Source organism: Leucobacter edaphi (assembly GCF_016522535.1).
Lineage (GTDB): Bacteria > Actinomycetota > Actinomycetes > Actinomycetales > Microbacteriaceae > Leucobacter > Leucobacter edaphi.
On sequence record NZ_JAEHOI010000005.1, the window covers coordinates 271,955 to 293,359 of the forward strand.

The following is a 21,405-nucleotide window of genomic DNA, read 5'->3' on the forward strand; positions in this document are numbered from 1 at the left end:
CGCGGCCCCTACTGCGCTTCGAGCTCCTCGGAGCGCCGGATGTTCGCGGCGAGCGCCCGGTCGAACAGCGTCCCCCAGTCGGCGCCCTGCAGCACCTCGATCGCGCGCTCAGTCGTGCCCTTCGGGCTCGTCACGTTGCGGCGCAGCTGCGCGGGCTCGTCGGCGCTGCCGAACATGAGCTCCGCGGCGCCGGCGATCGTGCCCTGCACGAGCGTGCGGGCCTGATCAGGGTCGAATCCGAGCCGCTCGGCCGCCGCGGTCATCTCCTCGGCGTAGAGGAAGAGGTAGGCGGGGCCCGAGCCGGAGATCGCGGCGATCGCGTTGATCTGGTCCTCGCGCACCTCGATCACGTCGCCGACGGTCGCGAAGAGGCGGCTCACGGTCGCGAGGTCGCTCGCGCTCGCGGCGGCGCCCGGCGCGATGCCCGTCACGCCTCGGCCGATGAGCGAGGGCGTGTTCGGCATCGCCCGGACCACGGAAACGCCGTCGGAAAGCTCGGCCTCGATGGTCGCGCAGGTGACGCCGGCAGCGACGCTCACCACGATCGCGCCGGGCTCCAGGTCCGCGGCGATCTCGGCGACGACGTCCCGGATCATCCACGGCTTCACCCCGAGGATCACGAGGCCGGCGCCACGGACGGCGCGCCGGTTCGCCTCGGGGTCCGACTCCCCAGCGATCGCCTCAACGTCCGACGCGCCGGAGAACCGCAGGGCGCTCTCCTCCGAGCGCGTCGTCACCCGGATCGGGCGCGCGATCCTGACCTCGGGCCTGCGCAGCCCCTCCAGAATGGCTCCGCCCATCGATCCCACCCCGAGCATCGCCGTGATCGGGAGTTCTGCGGTGTCGTTCGAGGTCGCGGAGGTGGTTTCCCTGGTCTGCTCGTGCGCTGCGGTCATGCTCTCCAGTGTAGGCAGCGGTCGCCCGCGCCGGGAGGTCTCCGCGGTCCGGCCCCGCGGCGCAGGACCCTCGAGGAATCCCGCGGGAGCACTGCCTCGCCGCGTAGACTGGGCGGGAAACGGAGTCACCCACCCTCCAGGAGGCAGAGCGGCATGAGTGCGACAGGCGGCAACAAGGCGATCATCGCGGCGTTTCTCGCCAACATGGGGATCGCCATCACGAAGTTCATCGCCTGGGCGTTCTCGGGTTCGTCCTCGATGCTCGCGGAGGGCGTGCACTCCCTCGCGGACTCCGGCAACCAGCTGCTCCTGCTGCTCGGCGGGAAGCGCGCGAAGCAGGCGGCGGACAAGGAGCACCCGTTCGGTTACGGCCGGGTGCGCTTCGTCTACGCCTTCGTCGTCGCGATCGTGCTGTTCTCGATCGGTGGCGTGTTCTCCGTCTACGAGGGCATCTCCAAGCTCCAGAATCCGCACCCGCTTGAGGTGTGGTGGCTGCCGGTGCTCGTGCTCGTGATCGCGATCACGCTCGAGAGCTTCTCGCTTCGCACCGCGATCAAGGAGAGCATCCCCCACAAGGGCAATTCGACGTGGGTGCAGTTCATCCGCCGCTCGAAGGCCCCCGAACTGCCGATCGTCCTGCTCGAGGATCTCGCGGCGCTGCTCGGCCTGGTCATCGCCCTGTTCGGTGTCGGCCTGACGGCGCTCACCGGCAACGGCCTGTACGACGGCATCGCGACGATCGCGATCGGCGTGCTGCTCGTGGCGGTCGCGGTGATCGTTGCGCTTGAGGTGAAGAGCCTGCTCGTGGGCGAGGGCGCGAGCGATGACGATGTCGCGAAGATCGAGACGGCGCTGCTCGCTTCGAAGGACGTCGGCCGGATCATCCACATGAAGACCCTGTATCTCGGACCGGACGAGTTCATGGTCGGCGCGAAGATCGACGTCGAGCCGTCGAAGACCATGGGCGAGGTGTCCGTGATCGTGAACCTCGCCGAGCGCCGGATCCGCGAGGCGGTTCCGGCCGCGCGGATCATCTACATCGAGCCGGACATCTATCTGGATCCGGACGCGGGGACGCCCTCGACCAGCTCCATCGTGATGCTGTCGAGCGACTAGCCGGTGCGCGCCTCCGCGGCGCGCACTCCGCTTTCGGGGCCAGGGGCCCCGTGTATTTCTGGCGCGTTCGCCTCACTTCCGTCAACTTGTCAGGACAATCGGCACCCACCGTTTGCCCGCGACCAGCGCTTTTCGCACGACCGCGCTGACCGTTCACATCCAGGGCCCTTCTGAGACATCTGTTGTACATCGAGTCTCCCTAGCGTGGAATCTTGGACCGGGGCCGCGATGACCGCCCCCGGCCACTCCACACCGAGGAAGGATGTCCCCGTGACTTCACGCGCTCTCCTGCGCTCCGCAACCCTGGCCACCGCAGTTCTGCTCATCGGCGGCTCGCTCGCGGCCTGCTCCCCCGCCGGCGGCTCCGGCGGCGACGGCAACTCCTCCGATGCGGCGGCCGCCAAGAGCGCCGCCGATCTCGGGGGCATGGACGGCCTCGTCAAGGCGGCACAGGCCGAGGGCCAGCTCAACGTGATCGCCCTCCCCGAGGACTGGGCGAACTACGGCAAGATCATCGCCGGCTTCGAGGAGAAGTACGACATCAAGGTCAACTCCGCGAACCCCGACGCCTCGAGCGCCGAGGAGATCCAGGCCGCAGACAACCTGGCCGGCCAGGACACGGCCCCCGACGTCTTCGACCTCGGCACCGCCGTCGCGCTCGAGAACACCGCCAAGTTCGCGCCCTACAAGGTCGAGAAGTGGGACGAGATCCCCGAGGGCAACAAGCACCCCGACGGCCTCTGGGTCAACAACTACTCCGGCATCATGTCGATCGGCTACGACTCGGCGAAGCTGCCCGAGCCGACGAAGCTCGACGACCTGCTCGACGCGAAGTACAAGGGCGCGATCGCGATCAACGGCGATCCCACCCAGGCCGGCGCAGCGTTCGCCGCGGTCGGCTCGATCTCCGCGCTGAACGGTGGCGGCGTCGACAACTTCGGTCCCGGCGTCGACTTCGTCGGCAAGCTGAGCAAGGCGGGCAACTTCCTGACGGTCGACCCGACGCCCGCCACGATCGCCTCGGGCGAGACGCCCGCCGTGTTCGACTGGTCGTTCAACAACGTGGGCGCCGCGAAGGAGAAGCCGAGCTTCAAGACCACGGTGCTCCCGGGCAAGGCGTACGTCTCGTTCTACAACGAGGCCATCAACAAGGCGGCCCCGCACCCGGCCGCGGCGCGCCTGTGGCAGGAGTGGATCTTCTCGGACGACGCCCAGAAGCTCTACCTCGAGGCGAACGCCGTGCCCGTGCGCGTCGACGCGCTGAAGAAGTCCGGCTCGGTCGATGAGAAGGCGCTCGAGCAGGCGACCTTCGGCACGAGCAGCGCCGACTGGGTCACCCCGGACACCAAGCAGGTCGAGGCAGCCAACAAGCTGCTCACCGACCGCTGGGCCACGGCCATCAAGTAGCCGGTCGGGGGCGGGGTCCGGAGGTCCGGGCCCCGCCCCTCCGCTTCTGGCTCTCGCATGCGTCGCCTCCTCCCCGCGCTCGGGCTCACCCCGTTCGCCGCATACGTCCTCCTCTTCCTCGCCGTCCCGACCGTGCTCGCGGTCTCCAGCGGGTTCTTCGGCCCCGAGGGATTCACGCTCGCCGGCCTGCAGGTCCTCACCGACCCCACCACGCTCTCCGCGTTCTGGGCGAGCGTCTGGGTGAGTGCACTGACGGCCGTGGTCGGCGCGCTGTTCGGCGCGGTCCTGTGCTGGGCACTCGCCGCGCTCCCCGAGGGCGGCCCGATCCGGCGCGTTGTCGATTCCGCGAGCTCGGTGCTCGCGCAGTTCGGCGGCGTCATGCTCGCGTTCGCGTTCATCGCGACGATCGGCATCCAGGGCATCATCACGGTGGTCCTGCGTGATCGATTCGGCACTGACATCTACGCCGACGGCGTCTGGCTCTATCAGCTCCCTGGCCTGATCATGCCCTATCTCTACTTCCAGGTGCCCCTCATGGTGATCACGTTCCTCCCGGCGGTCCAGGCGCTGAAGCCCGACTGGTCCGAGGCCGTCGCCACGCTCGGCGGCGGGGGCGCCGCCTACTGGTTCCGCGTGGGCCTTCCGATCCTCACACCCGCGTTCCTCGGCTCGCTCCTGCTGCTCTTCGCGAACGCATTCTCCTCATACGCGACGGCTGCGGCCCTGATCAGCCAGGGTTCTCAGATCGTCCCGCTGCAGATCCGCGCCGCGCTCATCGGTGAGACGGGCGCGAGCCACGTCGGTTCGGCAGGGATCCTCGCGCTGGGGATGATCCTCGTGATGACGATCGTCATGCTCGGCTACGGTCGCCTGATGGCGCGCGCCGCGAGGTGGCAGCGATGAGCGGGCGGGTGCCCGGCCGGCCGTCGCGCGGCGTCGCCAAGGCCGTCGTCGCGGTGATCGGAGCGATCTTCCTGATCCCGCTCGTCGCAATGCTCGAGTTCACGATGCGCGCGAAGGACGGCGGCTACAGCCTGGAGCACTGGGCGAGCCTCTTCGATCCGGCGAAGGCGCGCGCGTACGGCGTGCTGTTCGACGGCATCGGCAACTCGTTCCTGCTCGCGGCGTGCACGCTCGCGATCGTACTCGCGGTGTTCTTCCCCACGATCGTGCTCGTGCATCTCGCGTTCCCGCGGTTGCAGCGGGCGCTCGACCTGCTCACGGTGCTGCCGATCGCGATCCCCGCGATCGTCCTCGTGGTCGGATTCGCCCCGATCTACCGGGTGATCGGGCAGAACGTGAGCTCCGGGGTGTGGACGCTGAGCCTCGCTTACGGCGTCCTCGTGCTGCCCTTCGCCTACCGCTCGATCGTCGCCGACCTCTCCGGAATGGACGCGCGCGTGCTGGCCGAGGCGGCCCGGTCACTCGGTGCCGGCTGGGGCACGATCCTCGTCCGCGTCATCGCTCCCGGCGTGCGCCGCGGGCTGCTCGCGGCCTCGCTCCTCACGATCGCGATCGTGCTCGGCGAGTTCACGGTGTCCTCGCTGCTCAACCGGATCACGCTGCAGACCGCGCTGCTGCAGCTCTCGAAGTCGGACCCGTTCGTGGCCGTCGCGGTCGCGCTGCTTGCTCTGATCGGAGCTTTCGTGGTGCTGCTCGTGATCGGTGGGACGGGAGGCCCGCCGCGGAGCCGGAAGCGGCGACGGCCGCGGGCCGCCGATCGGCCCGGCCCGGGCGCGGCAGCCGTTCCCCCGAGCCCTCCCAGCCCGTTCGTCTCGACGATCGCGAAGCCCGCACCGGCTTCCGCGCCGGCAGCCCTCCACACGACCAAGGAATCCCATGCCCACTCCTGAGCAGACCACCACTTCCCGCGCGCACGCGCCCTCCGGCACGACGGGGCCCTCCTCCGGCTCTGCGGTCCGGCTCGAGGGAGTGACGAAGAGCTTCGGCGCGACGACCGTGCTGCACGGCGTCGACCTGGACCTTTCCCCTGGCGAGCTCGTCTGCCTCCTCGGCCCGTCCGGCTGCGGCAAGACGACGGCGCTGCGGTGCATCGCGGGGCTGGAGCCCGTTTCGGCCGGCCGCGTGCTGATCGGCGGCTCGGACGTCACCGAGGTGCCCGTGAATCGACGCGACATCGGCATGGTGTTTCAGCAGTACTCCCTGTTCCCGCACATGACGGTCGCGAGGAACGTGGAGTTCGGCCTCGGAATGCGCCGCGTGGCACGTGCCGAGCGAGCCACGCGCGTCGGCGAGATGCTCGAGATCGTTGGGCTGTCCCACCTCGCGGAACGCTTCCCGCACGAGCTCTCCGGCGGCCAGCAGCAGCGCGTCGCCCTCGCTCGCGCGCTCGTCACGAGGCCGCGCGCGCTGCTGCTCGACGAGCCGCTCTCGGCGCTCGACGCGAAGGTCCGCGTGCGGCTGCGCGATCAGATCCGCGCGATCCAGACGGAGCTCGGGATCACGACCGTGTTCGTCACGCACGATCAGGAGGAGGCGCTCGCGGTCTCGGATCGCGTCGCCGTCATGGAGGGCGGGCGGATCGCCCAGCTCGGGACGCCGGAGGATCTCTACCGCCGACCGGTCTCTCCGTTCGTTGCGGACTTCGTCGGCCTGTCGAACCGGGTCGCCGGCGTGCTCGACGGCGCCTCCGTGCGGGTGCGCGGGGCGCAGCTCCCGGTCATCCAGCCCGCCGACGGGGCCTCCCCCGGGCGGACGGGCGATCCCGTGACCGCCTTCATCCGGCCCGAGCACGTGCGCCTCTCGGCCTCCGCCGCGGGCGGCGACTCCTCAGCCGTTGTCCTCACGACCGGGTTTCTCGGCCCGATCAGGCGGACGATCGTGCAGTTCGCGGACGGGGCCGAGCTCGCGGTGCAGCACGGATCCGAAACCGCGTACGAGGCAGGCGACCGCGTCGACGTGGCGTTCGCGTCGGAACCCGTGACGGTCGCGCCGCGCGCCTGAGCCGGTCCGCGGCAGATCCGGTCCCCGGCAGACCCGCTAGCGTCGCTCGGCGAAAAACTCGCGCAGCAGCGCAACGCACTCCGCCTCGCGCACCCCGGCGACGACCTCGGGCACGGGGTGCGGCAGCCGGCCGTCGCGGAGCAGATCGTACACGCTCCCCACGGCCCCGGCTTTTTCGTCCCAGCCGCCGAACACCACGCGCGGCAGCCGGGCCGCGAGGATCGTTCCGGCGCACATCGCGCAGGGCTCCAGCGTCACGACGAGGGTGCAGCCGTCCAAAATCCGGTCGCCGAGCGCCCGCGCCGCCTCGCGGATCGCGAGCACTTCGGCGTGCGCCGTGGGGTCGGAGATTCCCTCGCGCGCGTTGCGTCCGCGCCCGATGATCCTCCCGTCCTGGTCCAGGACGACCGCGCCGACCGGGATCTCTCCCTCGGCCGCTGCCGAGCGGGCCTCGTCGAGCGCGGCCGCCATCGCGGCGTCGTCACCGGGCGATGGAGGGATCGTGCTCACGGGAATAGGATAGGACCATGCGAGTCTTCGTTGCGGACCATCCCCTGATCACCCACAAGCTGACGGTGCTCCGCGACGCGAAAACGCCGCAGCCGACGTTCCGTCTCCTCATCGAGGAGCTCATGACGCTCCTCGCCTATGAGGCCACGCGCGAGGTGCGTGTCGAGCCGCACGAGATCCAGACCCCGGTTGCTCCCACGACCGGGGTGCGCCTGAGCGAGCCGCTGCCCCTCATCGTGCCGATCCTGCGGGCCGGCCTCGGCATGCTCGAGGGAATGGTGAAGCTCGTTCCCACGGCCGAGGTCGGCTTCCTCGGCATGGTGCGTGACGAGCAGACGCTCGAGCCCACGACCTACGCCGAGCGGCTCCCGGACTCGCTCGCGGGGCGGCAGTGCTTCGTCCTCGATCCGATGCTCGCGACCGGCGGGTCGCTCGCCGCGGCGATCGAGTTCCTGTTCGCTCGCGGCGCCGACGACGTGACCGCGATCTGCGTGCTCGGCACCCCCGAGGGCGTCGAGGTGATCCGCAAGGCGGCCGGCGATCGCAAGGTCACGCTCGTGCTCGGGGCGATCGACGAGGGGCTCGACGCGAACGCCTACATCGTCCCGGGTCTCGGCGACGCCGGTGACCGCCTGTACGGCACCGTGGATCACTGATCCGGCGGTCATTCCGCCCCGATTCCCGTCTCGCCTCCCCGAGTTTGCGGGAAATTGGTTGACACCCGCTGTGGAACTGTGGTTGGCTGTCAATCATGCATGACACTATTCGTCCCCAGTCCGCCTTCGAGGTGAACATTGGGCAGACCGGCATGATGATGGCCGGTCGAGGTGTCATGCGCTGTCGAATGTGCATGTGATCATTTCCTGATCGCGCCCCCGTTCTCCCGCGGCTGAGCCGCAGATGGAGACGCCGGCACCGAGGATCCGCTGCATCCAGCGAAGCTCCTTCCGGTCTCCGGCACCGCCACAGCAGCACCGCTGCCCCGGCACAGCGAGGATCTCACCGCCCGAATCCGGGCGACTCGCGCACACTGCACCGACCGCACGCCGCGGTCACTCTCCGCACCGCACGCGGATCGACAGCTCAAAGGACACCATCATCATGAACGCAACGCCCACCACTCTCCGCACCGCTCGCCCCGACCTGACGGCCAATCTTCCCGCTGACGCCGCGCCGGAACGCAACGTGCCCGAGGGCACCGAAGTGCGAGGCTTCGCCCTCTACGTTGGCCTCGCCGACGACAAGATCGCCGACGGCGATCCGAAACTCGGCCAGATCGTGACCCAGATCAAACGGCTCGTCGCCCAACTTGCGCCGAACGCGGACACCTACGCCGCCGTCGCCCTCGCCCCCGAGGGGACGGGCGGCCGCGACGTCGATGTGGTCCGCCTCGCCCTCGGCGATCCCGCGGCGCACGCCCGCCAGAAGCAGCACGAAGCGGACGAGCAGGATCGCGCCGCGAGCGGGATCATCCTCGATCTGTCCCGCAAGCGGGTGCTGCTCGACAACGTGCCGGCCGCGCTGACCTTCCGGGAGTTCGAGCTGCTGCAGTACCTGGTGCTCCGCGAGGGCCGCACGATCAGCCGCGACGAGCTCATCACCTCGCTGTGGGCCGACGCCCCCGAGGAGGAGACCCCGAGCGAGCGCACGATCGACGTGCACATCCGCCGCCTCCGCGTGAAGCTCGCGCAGTACCAGGACATCGTCCGCACGGTCCGCGGCACGGGCTACCGCTTCGACCGCCACGCCGACGTGTCGATCCTGCACAGCGCGGCGCCCAGCCCGGACGTATTCTAAGGCGGGGCGGGGCGCTTGCCTCGGGCGGCGAGGATCCCCCGGGGTGATCGCCCCGCACTGCTCGCTCCCCGCGCGGGGACTGCCCCGCGGGAAGCGCGCGGCCTCCCTGACGGCGCGCTCCCTGTGTCTTGGCTATGATCAACGACCGGCCCTGCGGTAACGTCGTAGGTGCAGCTTCCCGAATCCCACTGAAGGAGTCGAACAATGACGACCCTGCCCCCGGAGGGCCAGGACGGCCAGCCGAACACCGGCCAGCCCGCCCCCGAGCAGCCCGCAGCACCGGAACAGCCGTCGGGCGCCCCGGTTCCGCCCCCGGCGGCACCGCAGCCCCCCGCGGCCCCGGCGGCCCCTCAGTACCAGGCACCGCAGGGCGCCCCTCAACCGAGCAGGAAACCCAGCACAGCCCAAGTGAGGAAACCGCGGGGGCGGAACGCCCGGGCGATGCCGACGGGGCCGACCGCGAAGCGATCGTACCGGAGGCGACCGCGGAGGAGCCGCGCGCAGCCTCCCGACCGCGCCGCGCAGCCTCGCGGCCGGCGGCGGCGCCGCTGCGGGCGCAAATGCGATCCGACCTCGGCTGCTCCTACGCGGCCGCGGGGAGCGGCGCCTACGCCAAATCGATCTGCTGGATCGACATGACGGGCTTCACCACCCAGTACTCCGTGGTCACGGACCCGAATGCCACGTCGAGCACGACCTGCCGACGCACCGGCTTCATATTTGTGACCTACTACTGCAAGACCACCGGCTCGTTCGAGAGCGCCATGGGCGGCGAGTACGGAAGCTGGACATACACCACCGGCGAGAGCTACGCCTCACGTGAGAATGACGCACGCGCAGCCTCCCTCGCGACGTTCAACACGGCTGTCAACACCTCGACCCAGATCTACCGCGCCCCGAGCGACGGCACGTACTGGGGCAACGTCACTGGCGTTCCCGTGAGCTTCTCGCTGTCCTCCGCGCTCCGGTTCACCGCGAAGGCCAACATCTCGATCGACACCGCCTCGCCGGATCGCCGCGGACTCGCCGTTCGCGCCACGGCCACCCCGACGGGCGGCTGGGCCGGCATGGGCAACAACAACGTCTACACGGGGATCTCCGGTCAGCCCGCCCTGTTCCAGCCGACGAGCTACGACACCGGGCGCAGCACGACCACCGCCCTCACCATGTCGGACATCGAACTCAAGAAGTCGGACGGGACCCCGATCACCTCGGGGTACTCGATCGTCACCGCCGACGCCGAGGTTACGACCGCCGGCGAGTCCATCTCCTGGTCGAGCGCGGGCGGGGCCGGTTTCCGCTGGCTGCCGAACGACCCCGTCGCGTGGGCGAACGCGACCACTGATCTCGCCCGCAAGCAGGCCGCGGTCGGGAGCAACGGCTGTGCCGCGACGCCGGCGAGCGAGTTCCCGGCGGGCAGCGACGTCTCGACCGCGCCCACCCGGACCTGCACGGGAGACGGGACCGGGCCGAGGAACGGTTCGGCCATGCTGCAGATCTCCCCCGCGGGCACGTCGCCCTTCTCGGTGACGCAGCGGATGCGGGCGGGCGGCACCCAGGCCGTGGCGTTCGGCGTGATGACGACGGGCGCCGAGGTGAAGGTCGCCGTCGCCGACCGGATCGTCAACGCGAGCGGGGCTCCGAGCAGCACGAACTTCGGCGCGAAGCTCACCCCGATGAACGGCCAGTTCGGGGAGAGCGACGCGGTCACCTCGACCACGGGGGCGACTGCCCTGACCGGGGCGGCGGCCAGGCTCCGCGTCCCCGCCGCGACGGGCGGGTTCCAGTTCGCCTTCAGCGGCGCGTCGGTCTCGGACACCTACCTCTCTTCCTACACGCCGAACTGGGTGTGCAGTAAGACCTCGTCCACGAGCACCACCAGCATCCCCTGGACGGGGAACGGCACCCTCGCTAACCCGCAGCAGAACCCGCCGCCCGCCACCTGGGCGAAGCTGAACGCTGGCGAGTTCGCCGAGTGCACGGTGACCTACATTCCCCCGTATCTGACGCTCACGAAGCAGGTCGATAACACCCTGGGCGGGAGCGCGACACCCGACGCCTGGACCCTCACCGGATCGTCTTCGCAGTCCAGGGCGTCAGGCAAGACGGGTTCGCCTGGCGCCACCAGGGTCCCGGTGGCGATCGGCAGCTATGCGCTGACGGAGTCCGGCGCGCCCGCGGGCTACCGCTGGAAGGACCTGAGCTGCGACAGCCCCGCGGGGACCTGGACCAAGACGGGCGGGGGCCGCGAGGGAATCGTCTCGGGTTCCGTGAGCGTCTCGAAGCTGGCGAACACGAAGTGCACCTTCACGAACGCCTACGAGGGCACGAGGCTCACCCTGCAGAAACGGGTGAACAACGCCCACGGCGGAGCGGCCGCACCGACCGACTGGACGCTGAGCGCGGACGGCCCCGTCGACGATCTGGTGGGGGTCTCCGGCAGCCCGGGGGTCACCGATGTCCCGATCAGACCCGGAACCTACGTGCTCACCGAGCGCGGAGGACCCGCGGGCTACCGCGGGTCGTGGGCCTGTGACATCAACGGGGCCCCGGCGCAGATCGGCGCGGGAGGCGCAGTGGCGATCCCGCTCGGCGGCACCGCTGTCTGCACCGCGACCAATTCGGACCTGCCCGGCTCGGTGACCTGGTCCAAGGTCGACGAATCAGGTTCCCGTCTCTCGGGGTCTGCCTGGGACCTCCGCGGACCGGGGCTGCCGGTCACCGGGCTCCGGATCCAGGACTGCAGCGGGGCACCGTGCGGCGGGTCCGGCATCAGCGACACGGACGCCCGCTCCGGGGAGTTCGCCCTGACCGGGCTGCGCTGGGGCCAGTACACGCTCACCGAGGCGATCGCCCCGCCGGGCTACAAGCTCGATGCCACCCCGCGCACCTTCGTCGTCGGAGGCACGGCGCCCGGACGCATCGACCAGTCCCTGGGGCAGATCACCAACGTCCAGATCTCCGCGCCGGCGATCCCGCTCACCGGAGGCGCCTCGACGCTCGCCTACCTGCTGGGCGGCGGGTTCCTCCTCGGGCTCACAGCCCTCGCGATCCTCCGGCAGCAGATGCGCCGCCGCAAAGCGGAGTAGATCCCGATCACAACAGAGTTTTATCAACCACCGCAGCTGGGCTCCCCACGCAGGAGCCAAAACCGAAAGGAACACTCGATGAGAAGGCGAAACACCCCACGGCCCTGGCGCCTCGCGCTCGGCGCCGCGATCACGGCCCTGCTGGCAATCGGCGGCCTGGGCGCGCCTGCACTGGCCGCCCCCGGCGACTTCCCCGGGGGCGCGACCAGCGGAAGCATCACCGTCCACAAGTTCGAGGAGCTGGGCAGCACCACGCCCTTCCGCCCCGACGGTCAGGGCAACGACACCTCGGGCCTCGCCCCCTCGGCGACGTCGAGTTCACGGTCCGGCTCGTGCAGGGCCTCGACCTGAAGAAGAGCGAGTCGTGGGACATTCTCAAGCGACTCCAGTTCACGAACGCCACGACGGCCACCGACCCGGGCGCCGTCTCCCCGCAGCCGAGCACCTACACCCTGGTCGACCAGGCCGTACAGGTGACCGCGGCCAACGGCATCGCGACCTTCGGCAACCTCCCCGTTGGGGCGTACCTCGTCGAGGAGACCAAGGCACCGGCGAACGTGACGGCGCACACCGCACCGTTCTTCGTGTCCGTTCCCCTGCCGTTCGAGAACAAGTGGCTGAACGACGTGCACGTCTACCCGAAGAACTCGGTCACGGGCGTGGAGAAGGAAGCCGGTAATCCGGACGGCCTCGGACTCGGAGCTCACGTCCCCTGGACCGTCACGGTGAAGATCCCGACGCTCGCCCCCGGCGACACCTTCACGCGATTCTCCATCACGGATGCCCTTGATTCCAGGCTCGCCTACGCCCCCGCGGCCTCGGACGCGCTGTCCGTCGTGGGCGGCGCGGCGGTTCCCGCTGACGCGTACACGCTCAGCGCCGCAGGCTCCAACCCGGTGGTCCTGAGCTTCACCGATCCGCAGGGCCTCGCGTGGCTCGCCGCGAACCAGGGCAAGTCCGTGAGCTGGACGCTCACGACGCAGGTGGTCTCGAACGACGGCGACGGCAGCATCGAGAACAACGCGCTCGTCAACATCAACGGCGACGACTTCGAGACGACGACGCCGGGCACGACCAACTGGGGCGCGGTCCAGATCCTCAAGCACGCTGAGGGCAACGCCGCCGCCACGCTCTCGGGCGCGGTGTTCGAGGTGTACGAGGCCGAGACCGGCGGCACACCGATTCCGGTGCGCGTTGACGCCGCCAAGCCCGCGCAGACGCAGTTCACGACCGACAACACCGGTCGCGTCGTGATCCCCGGCCTGAGCGTTGGCGAGAACGGCAGCAAGGTCTACTACCTCAAGGAGGTCGTGGCACCGGGCGGCTATGCGCTGCTCACCGACCGCATCGCCGTGACCGTCACGACGGGCGGCGTTGCGACCCCGGTGGAGATCAGCATCGCCAACCGCACCGACGAGGGCACCATCTTCCCGAATCTCCCGCTCACGGGTGGTTCTGGTGCGATCCTCCTCACGGTGATCGGGGCCGGCCTGCTCGCGATCGCCGTCGGGGCCGTCGTGGTCCGACGCCGCAAGATGGCGGCCGAGGTCTGATCCGTCGCACTGATACCGGATCGGGGCGGCGGGAGACACGAGTTTCCCGTCGCCCCGATCCGGTGCGCCCGGCTGGCGGCGATCCGCCGCGCGGCCGCTGGCGCAGCCTCCTGCGGAGGCCGAGCTGGCTGACGATCGCGATCACCGTCGTCGCCCTCGCCGGGCTCGTGACGATCCTCTACCCGGGGATCTCATCCTGGATCAGCCAGTACAACCAGTCGCGCAACATCATCGACTACGCGGATGCCGTGTCCTCCGAGACCCCAGCGCATCTCCTCGAGGCGCGTCGCCTCGCGCACGAGTACAACGCGGGGATCACCGGCACTGCCGTCGTTGGCGCCCACAAGAACACCCCGAGTTCCACGCCCGAAAACCCTGATGATCGACACCGGCTGGACTACGATCATCTCCTGCGCTTCGACAGCCAGGGCCTCATGGGCAGGCTTCAGATCCCTGGCATCGACCTCGATCTTCCCATTTATCACGGCACGTCAGAGGCGACGCTGCTCGCCGGCGTCGGTCACCTCGAGGGCACCGCGCTCCCGGTCGGCGGCGAGGGCACGAGGTCCGTGCTCACCGCGCACCGGGGCCTCGCGTCAGCGACCCTGTTCACCCGCCTCGACGAGGTGGGTGAGGATGACACCTTCACCCTCACCGTCGCGGGCGAGGTGCTCACGTACCGCGTCACCAAGGTGCAGGTGGTCGCGCCGGAGGACACGGAGACCCTCCTCCCGAAGCGGGGCAAGGACCTCGTCACGCTCATCACCTGCACACCGCTCGGGGTGAATACGCACCGCATCCTCGTCACGGGGGAACGCGTCGAGCCGACGCCCCAGGACGCGCTCGACGCGGCGTCGCACAAGCCGGACGTCCCGCGCTTTCCGTGGTGGGCCGTCGCCCTCGGCGCCGGGCTCCTCGCGATCGGCGCCTACGGGTCCACCGACGGCCTTCAGCGCCCGCGCGCGGCAGGCGCCAGGGACCGCGCCGCCGCGTGAGTCGCCGCCGCGAGCTTCCTCGCGCGGACACGCAAAAGGGCCCCGCACTGCTGCGGGGCCCTTCGTGGCGGAGGATGGGGGATTTGAACCCCCGAGGGCGTGAACCCAACACGCGTTCCAGGCGTGCGCCATAGGCCGCTAGGCGAATCCTCCTCACTGGTCGAAACCAGCGCGCTCCAGTCTAGCGGGTTCGCGGCGATCCGCCGAAACGGGCCCGAACATCCGCGCGCTGCCGGGGTCCGTGCGGGGTCGCGCTCGGTCACGGCGCCCGGGTGAATGGGCCCGGGGAGACTCATTAACGCGCCGCGACACCCCGCCCGGACCAGGGAAACCTCCAAAAACAACGGCCTCGGCTTGAAAGTAACAGAACGATAACGCATACTGTTCTGGTGCCCGATTTCGTTCGGGCCCTGTTCTTGTTGGGCGATCTTGGAGTGCGAATGCAGGGAACCGCGAAGGCGTTCATCGTCGGGTTAGTCGCGTCGGTCACGTTTGCGCTGGGTGCTGCACCCGCCATGGCCGCCCCTCCCGTCGAGGACTTCGCCCCAGCGGCCGTCCAGCCCTCCACCGTGTCGCAGTCGCTCGATACGACCGGCGCGGCCATCGCGGGCGAGGAGATCGACTCGGTGCTCCCCGTCGAGCAGGTCAGCAGCTCCATTCCCGCAGGCTTCGACGTCGAGAAGTCGATCGCGCTCGCCGAGAGCGAGGTCGGCACGAGCCGCGCCACCGGCTGGAGCGCCCCCGGCGAGTGCATCATGTCGGCCCAGCGCTGGATCCGCGCCGGCGGCGGCGCCTGGGGCGGCGGCGGCAACCCCGTCTCCAATTACGAGGGCGCGACCCGCATGACCCTCGCAACGGCCCAGCCCGGCGACATCATCCAGTACGAGAACATCGCCTCCCCGACCTCCTGGGTCACGGGCGTGCACACGCTCATGATCACCAAGATCAACGGCGACGGCACCTTCACCATCATCGAGTCGAACAACCCCGGCGGCTCGGGCCTCGTCAGCAAGGACGAGCACTGGACCCCGAAGCCCCCGGAGGGCTTCCAGGTCGCCGTCTGGCGCTTCTAAGCCCCGCGCGGCTCACCCGGGGTGCGTGCACCGTTCCGTCCGGCTCTTCCTCAGCTCTCGAGCGCCCGCTCGTAGAGCGCGACCAGCTCGCGCACGCGCGTGGACTGCAGGAAGCGCTCAGCGGCCCCCTCGGCCACGTGCAGGCCCGGGTTCGCGGTCAGCTCGGCGACCGCGGTCCGCAGCGCAGCAGCGAGCGCGCTCACGCTGCCGTCAGCCGCGCGCCACTCGGGCGACACCGCGACGTCATCGGCGATGTTCGGGTCGCAAAAGATCGTGGGCGTGCCGAGCGCCGCGGCCTCGAACGGGGTGAGCCCCTGCGTTTCGAAGCCCATCGAGGTCTGCACAAGCGCGTCCGCGTTTCGCATGGCGAACAGGGCTTCCTCATAGGAGACGGGGCCGGGGATCGACACGCGATCCGCGAGGCCGAGCTCGGCGATGCGGCGCTCCACCCGCGGCAGCAGCAGCCCTGCGCCGTGCAGGGCGACGTCGGCGTCGATGCCCGATTCCGCGATCGCCTCGATGAACTCGAGGATGCGCTTCTCCTGGCTCATGCGCCCGAGCCAGACGAGCCGCGGCCTGGAGCGCGGCTCCCGCTGGCGGGCAAGAGTCGCCGCGATCGCCTCGTCGTCGACGCCGTTCGCGGACACCTCGACCTGCTCCGCGACGCCCTGCGCGCGGAGTGTCGCCGCGAAGTGCGCCGACGGCGCCGCGACGACGGCCGCCTCCGCTGCGAGCTCGGCGAGATATCGCCAGGCTCCCGTGGCCCGCGGCTTGCCCGCCGTGGTCGGGAGCGCGCCGCGCACGGCACCGAGGCAGAGTCGTCGCCAGGCCCGGAGCCCGGCGAAGGCGGCGGGCGCGAGCCGGGTGACGGCGCGCGTCCCCTCGTGGACGTTGTTGTGCATCGTGTGCACGACGGGCACACCGAGCCCGCGGGCGGCGCGGAGTCCGATCAGCGCTCCCCAGAAGTCGCCCTGGATGTGCACCAGATCGACGGGCGGCAACTGTGCGAGACGCTTCGCGATGGCGCGATCCGTGCGGCGGCCCGGCCAGCTCACTCCGTACTCGCGGTCCTTCGTGATGGGGCGCGACGGCAGGTCGATGTAGGCCTCCCGATCGGCGGAATCGGTGGCATAGCCTGGCCGGTGCAGCTCGGGCGCGACGATGGTGACCCGGTGGCCGAGCCGTTCGAGGAAGCGCCGCTGGAGCCGGATCGCCACCTGCACGCCGCCGAGCGACTCCGCTTGCTGATCGGTGACGACGAGGATGTGCACGGGGGCGCCGCTCAGCTCTCGACGGGGGTGCCGCGGTAGAGCGACTCGAAGGTGTCGAGGGTGCGGTCGATGTCGTGCACCTGCACGGCCTCGAGCGAGGCGCGCTGCATCTTCTCGTACCCGGCGGTGTCGCGGCGGAGGACGTCCTGGATGCGGTCCGCGAGCTCGCGGTCGTTCCCCGGCTGGAACAGGAACCCGTTCTCTCCGTGGTGCACGAGGTGCGGGAGCGCCATCGCGTCCGCCGCGACGATCGGCAGGCCCGAGGCCATGGCCTCCATGGTGGCGATGGACTGCAGTTCGGCGATCGACGCGATCACGAATGCGCTCGCGCCCGTGAGATGCGCGCGCAGCTCCTCGTCCGAGACGCGCCCCGTGAACTCAACGCGGGAGGAGACTCCCAGTTCACGGGCCAGTTTCTCGAGGTTCTTGCGCTGATCGCCGTCGCCGACGATCGTGAACGAGACGTCGAGCGCCGGATCGAGCCGCGCGAGCGCGCGCAGGATCACGTCGATCTCCTTCTCGAGCGTGACGCGGCCCACGAACACAATCCGGTTCTGCGTGCGCGGCCCGACGACCGCGGTGTAATCGGAGGCCCGCAGGCCGCAACTCACGGGGAGGACACCGCGGCGGTGCGTGTTGCGCTCGAGGAAGTCGGCGGCGCGCCTCGTGGGCGTGGTGATGGCCGAAGCGAGCTTCAGCACCCGGTCGGCGGCGTTCCAGCCCCAGCGCACGAACACGCGCTTCGCTTTCTCGGGGAGCAGCGTGAAGTCGAGCACGTTCTCCGGCATGACATGGTTCGTCGCCACGATCCGGATGCCGCGTTTCGCCCCTTCAATCGCGAGCGCGCGGCCGATGACGATGTGGGACTGAATGTGGATGACATCGGGCTGCACGCGGTCGAGCAGTTCGCGGGCGTAGCGGCGGGCACGCCAGGGCAGGACGAAGCGCAGCCAGTCGTGCGGATACCAGCGCCAGCTCGCCCAGCGGTGCACCGTCATCTTCTCGCCCTCGATCGTCTCGACGAAGGTCCCGGTGCGGCTGTGCCTGATCGACGGCGCGACCACGTGCACGTCTTCGCCGCGGCGGACCAGGCCCGCGGCGAGGCGCTCCGCGAATCGCGCAGCACCATTGACGTCGGGGAAAAAGGTGTCGCACCCGATCAGGATGCGAATTCGAGCGGGACGATCGGTGGTGCTCACGTGGGTACTGAGTCCTTCGGTCGGGGAGGCCGCGGGTGTGCGGGGCGTCTTAATTTTAGGCCGAGGACGCTTGCGAAGTCGGTGAACGGCCGTGAACTGTGGAGAAGTCATCCGAACGGCCGGCTATGGGGCGACGGTCGGAAGAAAACGCGGGATCCACCGAGCGAACCCGGCAGCTCCGAGCACCGCGACCAGACCGACGGCGCCCGCGGCGAGCGGCAGCGAGGCGATCGCGATCGCGGACACCCCCAGCGGGATCACCGCGCCGCCGAAGTCCACGAGCGTGCGCCACGCACCGAGGAACGGCGCCGGCTCCTCGCGCGGGGCGAGGTCCGCTCCGAGGGTGAGGATGATCCCGCTCGACAGCCCGTTTCCGATCCCGATCACGACCGCACTCGCGATCAGCCACGGGACCGCGGCGGGTGAGTCGTGGGTGAGGGCGAGGGCGAAGAAGCTGAGGGCCATCGCGATCGTCGGGGGCAGCGCCGCCCACATCCGCCCGAATCGGTCGGTGATCTGGCCCCCGAGGTAGAAGAGCGCGAAGTCGATCGTGCCAGAGAGTCCCATCACGAGGGCGACGCCCGCGGGGTCGAGGCCGATCGAGACGCCCCAGAGCGGGAGCAGCACGTCTTTCACCGCGCGCAGCCCGGAGAGGATCGCCGCCGATCCGCCCACGCGCCACAGCGCGGACCCGTGCGCGCGCACCGCTCCGATGATGCCGCTCGACCCCCGCGCGGCCGCCGCGGCAGCTCCCGCTCCTGAGCCGCCCTGCCCCGCGGCCGGGCGAGCGGATCCGACCCCCGATCCGGCTTCGCTGGGCGCGGGAAGCGGAACGACGCGCTCCGGATCGGGGGCGAAACCGACGAGCAGCGCGGTGAGCACGAGGCACCCGGCGAACGCCCACACGGCGCTCAGCGGGTCACCCGTCGCGGCGACGAGTCCCGCGGCGAGGAACGGCCCGGCGAAGCGGCCGAGGCGGTGGGAACCGCCGATCAGCGCGAGCGCCCGCGCCCGAAAGGCGAAGGGGACGCGCGTCGTCATGAAGGAGTGCCTGGCGAGCCCGAAGGTCGCGGCGGCAAAGCCCACGACGAACACGGCCACCGCGAGCACCCCGAGGCTCGGGGCGAACAGCACGCCGAGAACTCCGAGCAGGGCGACCCCGGCCGCCACGAGCATCGCGATGCGCTCCCCCGCGCGGGCGACGAGCCAGCTGGCCGGGAGATTCCCGACGAGCTGGCCGATCACCATTGTCGATGCGATCAGCCCGGAAAGCCCGAGGCTCGCCCCCATGCGCACGGCGAGGACGGGGATGAGCGGCATGAGCGCGCTCTGTCCGAGCGTGTACAGGATCGTCGGTCCGTACATGCTGGGTGCCATTCGCAGCAGGATGTGGCGCAGGGAATTCGTCATCGGAGTCCCAGAGTATCGGCGCCAGGGTGCCATGAGCGCGGGGAAGGCGCTCCACATTGACGAGTCGATCGGCAGGGAGTTTGAGTCGTTCGCCTCACGAAATGGCGCGGCCTGTGCATCTGCGACCTGGCATCTCACCCATATTTCACCCCAATCTGGTTCGGTGCCGAAAATTCACTCCGACGCCGCCGCCGAGATCGGGCGCAGAATCCGCGCCCGCCGACATCGCCTCGCGCTCTCGCTCGAGGACCTCGGAGACCTCTCGGGGGTGAGCTGGACCACCGTCGGGAAGATCGAACGAGGCGCGCAGAGCCCGTCGGCGGAGACGATCGTCCGTCTCGCGCACGCGCTCGAACTCGACGCAGGCGAGCTTCTCACCGGGATCTCGATCGAGGACTACGGACGCGAGGAGCGCCGATTCACCGCCCGCGATTTCATTTCGGCTCAGACGGTCCGCGCTGCCCGGATCGTCGAAGCGCGGAGAGCACGGTGAAGGTGCGGTCCCTCGCCACCTGACGCGTCGGCCCGATCGCCCGCTCCACGAGCGGTCGATAGCCGAGATGCGAGTTGAACACGAGCCGCAGTTCGCCCCCCGGCGCGAGCGCGCGGGAACAGGCGCGGATCAGCCGGTGCGCGACTCCGGCGTGGACGAGCGCGCCGCTGTGGAACGGCGGGTTGAGCAGGATCAGCTCGGCCCAGCCGTCCGGGATCTCCTCGACGCCGTCGGCGCGAACGACCTCGACGCGCTCGCCCACTCCCGCAGCGTCGGCCGTGGCCCTGGTGGCCCGTACCGCGGCCGCGGACTGGTCCGTCGCGATCACGCGGGCGTGCGGGCGCGCGAGTGCCGCGGACACGGCGAGCGAGCCGTTGCCGCACCCGAGGTCGACGATCCGGGTCGCCCGAGGCGCAGCGTCCTCGAGTCCCGCGAGGAGGAGCCTGCTGCCGTGGTCCAGTGTGGCGCCCCCGAACGTCGCGCCGAAGGCAGCGAGCCGGAAGCCGAGCTCGGGGTCGTCGTCCCAGCGCGGGAAACCAGGCGAGGTCTCCGGGGCCGGCCGCGCGCCCCGCGCGGTCAGGACGCGCGCCTTCCGCGCGCCGAGACCGGCCGAGACCTCCGAAAAATGCTGGGACAGGACGTCGTTCATGGAGCGGCTCATGTGCTTGACCCGGCCGCCCGCGTACAGGATCGCGTCGGGCGCCGCGAAGCGCGCGACCGCCTCCGCGATCTCGTCAAGCGCGTCGAGCGAGCGCGGGAGCTGCAGCAGCACCACGCGCGCGCCATCCAGCAGGCCCGCTTCGAGCGGCAGAGAGCGGATCCGGTCCGCGACACCCGCGCGCTCAGCGTTCCCGGCGAGCGCGCGCTCGCCGAGGAGGGGATCCTGATGGACGCGAATATCGGTGGCTCCGAGGACGAGCGCGGCCCCGACGGCGAGCGCCCCGTGGCGATCGCCGATCACGGCGAGCTCGCCCGGGGCGACGCCGCGGATCCGATCGGCAGCGGTGGCGAGCAGGAGCTCGTCGGCCGCGTCGTGCGCCTGCAGTTCTGCGGCGTCGAAGTCCGGTTCGCGCGAGAGCGCCGCGAACACCTCGGCGAGGCCCGGCGGCGTCTCCGGGACACCGCGAGGCTCGCTCACGGGCGCCACACGACGACTTCGGAGCTGCGCCGAACCCGCGTGCCGCGGCGCAGCGTGACGACCTCGCCGCCCGCGCCGCCCGCCGCGAAAACACGGCGCTCGGGGCGCTGCAAGCGCTCCTCGGAGAGTGCGCGCTCGAGCTCGCGGACGTGCTCCTCGAGCTCGCGGACGCGATTCTCGAGCTTCAGCACTCGCCGGATGCCCTCCAGGCTCAGGCCTTCGGCGGAGAGCCTGCCGACCTCCTGCAGCTGCGAGACGTCGTGCAGGGAGTACCGCCGGGTGTTCCCCGCGGTGCGCTTCGGGGAGACGAGCCCGATCCGGTCGTACTGGCGGAGCGTCTGCGGGTGCAGTTCCGCGAGCTCGGCGGCCGCCGCGATCGCGAACACGGGGGTGTATCGATCCATCTGAGGGGGAACCACGTCTCGTCTCCTTTCCAGCGGTATTGCGTTGTCTGGGTCCTCGTCCGCGGTACCGACGAGGGCATTCGAGTGTCC

At 70.4% G+C, this 21,405-nt stretch carries 20 protein-coding genes and 1 tRNA gene; 13 read left to right on the forward strand and 8 right to left on the reverse strand.

The features are described from left to right. Positions 1 to 8: 8 nt before the first annotated feature. The gene (proC, locus tag JD292_RS06740; protein WP_200132030.1) at positions 9 to 818 is read right to left on the reverse strand and encodes a pyrroline-5-carboxylate reductase; all 810 of its coding nucleotides are present in this window, start codon (positions 816 to 818) and stop codon (positions 9 to 11) included. Between the two features lie 231 nt (positions 819 to 1,049). On the opposite strand from proC, the gene JD292_RS06745 reads away from it, so the two are divergent. The 5 genes from JD292_RS06745 to JD292_RS06765 all read left to right on the forward strand — a co-directional run bounded on the left by JD292_RS06745 (position 1,050) and on the right by JD292_RS06765 (position 6,383). Further along, the gene (locus JD292_RS06745) at positions 1,050 to 2,012 is read left to right on the forward strand and encodes a cation diffusion facilitator family transporter (protein ID WP_200131961.1); all 963 of its coding nucleotides are present in this window, start codon (positions 1,050 to 1,052) and stop codon (positions 2,010 to 2,012) included. A gap of 270 nt (positions 2,013 to 2,282) precedes the next feature. After that, entirely contained in the window at positions 2,283 to 3,419 is a 1,137-nt protein-coding gene (locus JD292_RS06750) for an ABC transporter substrate-binding protein (RefSeq protein WP_200131962.1), read from the forward strand. A 57-nt stretch (positions 3,420 to 3,476) separates the two neighbouring features. Further along, entirely contained in the window at positions 3,477 to 4,322 is an 846-nt protein-coding gene (locus tag JD292_RS06755) for an ABC transporter permease (protein ID WP_200131963.1), read from the forward strand. Next, complete coding sequence (locus JD292_RS06760; RefSeq protein WP_369411176.1) at positions 4,319 to 5,272, forward strand: ABC transporter permease; 954 nt, start codon at positions 4,319 to 4,321, stop codon at positions 5,270 to 5,272. Before JD292_RS06755 ends, JD292_RS06760 begins: the two co-directional genes overlap by 4 nt. Then, a complete protein-coding gene (locus JD292_RS06765) occupies positions 5,259 to 6,383 on the forward strand; it encodes an ABC transporter ATP-binding protein (RefSeq protein ID WP_200131964.1) in 1,125 nt (374 codons plus the stop codon). The genes JD292_RS06760 and JD292_RS06765 overlap by 14 nt, the downstream gene beginning before the upstream one ends. A gap of 36 nt (positions 6,384 to 6,419) precedes the next feature. Here the strand turns inward: JD292_RS06765 and JD292_RS06770 are convergent, their stop codons facing one another. Continuing rightward, positions 6,420 to 6,854 carry a nucleoside deaminase gene (locus JD292_RS06770; protein WP_200132031.1) on the reverse strand — a complete coding sequence of 145 codons (435 nt, stop codon included), beginning with the start codon at positions 6,852 to 6,854 and terminating at the stop codon, positions 6,420 to 6,422. Positions 6,855 to 6,910: 56 nt separating this feature from the next. Between JD292_RS06770 and upp the strand changes: the two genes are divergently transcribed. The 6 genes from upp to JD292_RS06800 all read left to right on the forward strand — a co-directional run bounded on the left by upp (position 6,911) and on the right by JD292_RS06800 (position 14,327). Then, on the forward strand, positions 6,911 to 7,549 hold the full coding sequence (upp, locus tag JD292_RS06775) for a uracil phosphoribosyltransferase (RefSeq protein WP_200131965.1): 639 nt from the start codon (positions 6,911 to 6,913) through the stop codon (positions 7,547 to 7,549). 445 nt (positions 7,550 to 7,994) lie between these two features. Further along, positions 7,995 to 8,690: a winged helix-turn-helix domain-containing protein gene (locus JD292_RS06780; protein ID WP_200131966.1), complete on the forward strand. Its 696-nt coding sequence runs from the start codon at positions 7,995 to 7,997 to the stop codon at positions 8,688 to 8,690. Between the two features lie 560 nt (positions 8,691 to 9,250). Then, complete coding sequence (locus JD292_RS06785) at positions 9,251 to 11,779, forward strand: MSCRAMM family protein (RefSeq protein ID WP_200131967.1); 2,529 nt, start codon at positions 9,251 to 9,253, stop codon at positions 11,777 to 11,779. A 78-nt stretch (positions 11,780 to 11,857) separates the two neighbouring features. After that, positions 11,858 to 12,130, forward strand: a complete 273-nt coding sequence (locus JD292_RS06790) for a hypothetical protein (RefSeq protein ID WP_200131968.1) — start codon at positions 11,858 to 11,860, stop codon at positions 12,128 to 12,130. After that, positions 12,112 to 13,332 (forward strand): SpaH/EbpB family LPXTG-anchored major pilin, encoded by a 1,221-nt coding sequence (locus JD292_RS06795; protein ID WP_200131969.1) that lies wholly within the window; start codon positions 12,112 to 12,114, stop codon positions 13,330 to 13,332. Before JD292_RS06790 ends, JD292_RS06795 begins: the two co-directional genes overlap by 19 nt. A gap of 62 nt (positions 13,333 to 13,394) precedes the next feature. After that, positions 13,395 to 14,327: a class C sortase gene (locus tag JD292_RS06800; RefSeq protein ID WP_200131970.1), complete on the forward strand. Its 933-nt coding sequence runs from the start codon at positions 13,395 to 13,397 to the stop codon at positions 14,325 to 14,327. Positions 14,328 to 14,392: 65 nt separating this feature from the next. On the opposite strand, the gene JD292_RS06805 is transcribed toward JD292_RS06800, so the two are convergent. Next, a tRNA-Ser gene (locus JD292_RS06805) sits at positions 14,393 to 14,480 on the reverse strand. Positions 14,481 to 14,767: 287 nt separating this feature from the next. Between JD292_RS06805 and JD292_RS06810 the strand changes: the two genes are divergently transcribed. Beyond that, a complete protein-coding gene (locus tag JD292_RS06810; RefSeq protein ID WP_200131971.1) occupies positions 14,768 to 15,400 on the forward strand; it encodes a CHAP domain-containing protein in 633 nt (210 codons plus the stop codon). Between the two features lie 50 nt (positions 15,401 to 15,450). Here the strand turns inward: JD292_RS06810 and JD292_RS06815 are convergent, their stop codons facing one another. From JD292_RS06815 to JD292_RS06825, 3 genes are all read right to left on the reverse strand, one after another. Then, positions 15,451 to 16,671: a glycosyltransferase gene (locus JD292_RS06815; protein WP_200131972.1), complete on the reverse strand. Its 1,221-nt coding sequence runs from the start codon at positions 16,669 to 16,671 to the stop codon at positions 15,451 to 15,453. Positions 16,672 to 16,682: 11 nt separating this feature from the next. Next, on the reverse strand, positions 16,683 to 17,870 hold the full coding sequence (locus JD292_RS06820) for a glycosyltransferase (protein WP_369411177.1): 1,188 nt from the start codon (positions 17,868 to 17,870) through the stop codon (positions 16,683 to 16,685). A 123-nt stretch (positions 17,871 to 17,993) separates the two neighbouring features. Further along, on the reverse strand, positions 17,994 to 19,280 hold the full coding sequence (locus JD292_RS06825; protein WP_200131974.1) for an MFS transporter: 1,287 nt from the start codon (positions 19,278 to 19,280) through the stop codon (positions 17,994 to 17,996). Between the two features lie 163 nt (positions 19,281 to 19,443). On the opposite strand from JD292_RS06825, the gene JD292_RS06830 reads away from it, so the two are divergent. Continuing rightward, positions 19,444 to 19,773, forward strand: a complete 330-nt coding sequence (locus tag JD292_RS06830) for a helix-turn-helix domain-containing protein (RefSeq protein ID WP_200131975.1) — start codon at positions 19,444 to 19,446, stop codon at positions 19,771 to 19,773. Here JD292_RS06830 and JD292_RS06835 read toward each other — a convergent pair. Together JD292_RS06835 and JD292_RS06840 are read right to left on the reverse strand one after the other, a co-directional pair. Continuing rightward, positions 19,715 to 20,911, reverse strand: coding sequence for a class I SAM-dependent methyltransferase (locus JD292_RS06835; protein WP_200131976.1), 1,197 nt, complete (start codon positions 20,909 to 20,911; stop codon positions 19,715 to 19,717). The genes JD292_RS06830 and JD292_RS06835 overlap by 59 nt on opposite strands. Then, positions 20,908 to 21,315 carry a heat shock protein transcriptional repressor HspR gene (locus tag JD292_RS06840; protein WP_200132032.1) on the reverse strand — a complete coding sequence of 136 codons (408 nt, stop codon included), beginning with the start codon at positions 21,313 to 21,315 and terminating at the stop codon, positions 20,908 to 20,910. The genes JD292_RS06835 and JD292_RS06840 overlap by 4 nt, the downstream gene beginning before the upstream one ends. Between the last annotated feature and the right edge of the window lie 90 nt (positions 21,316 to 21,405).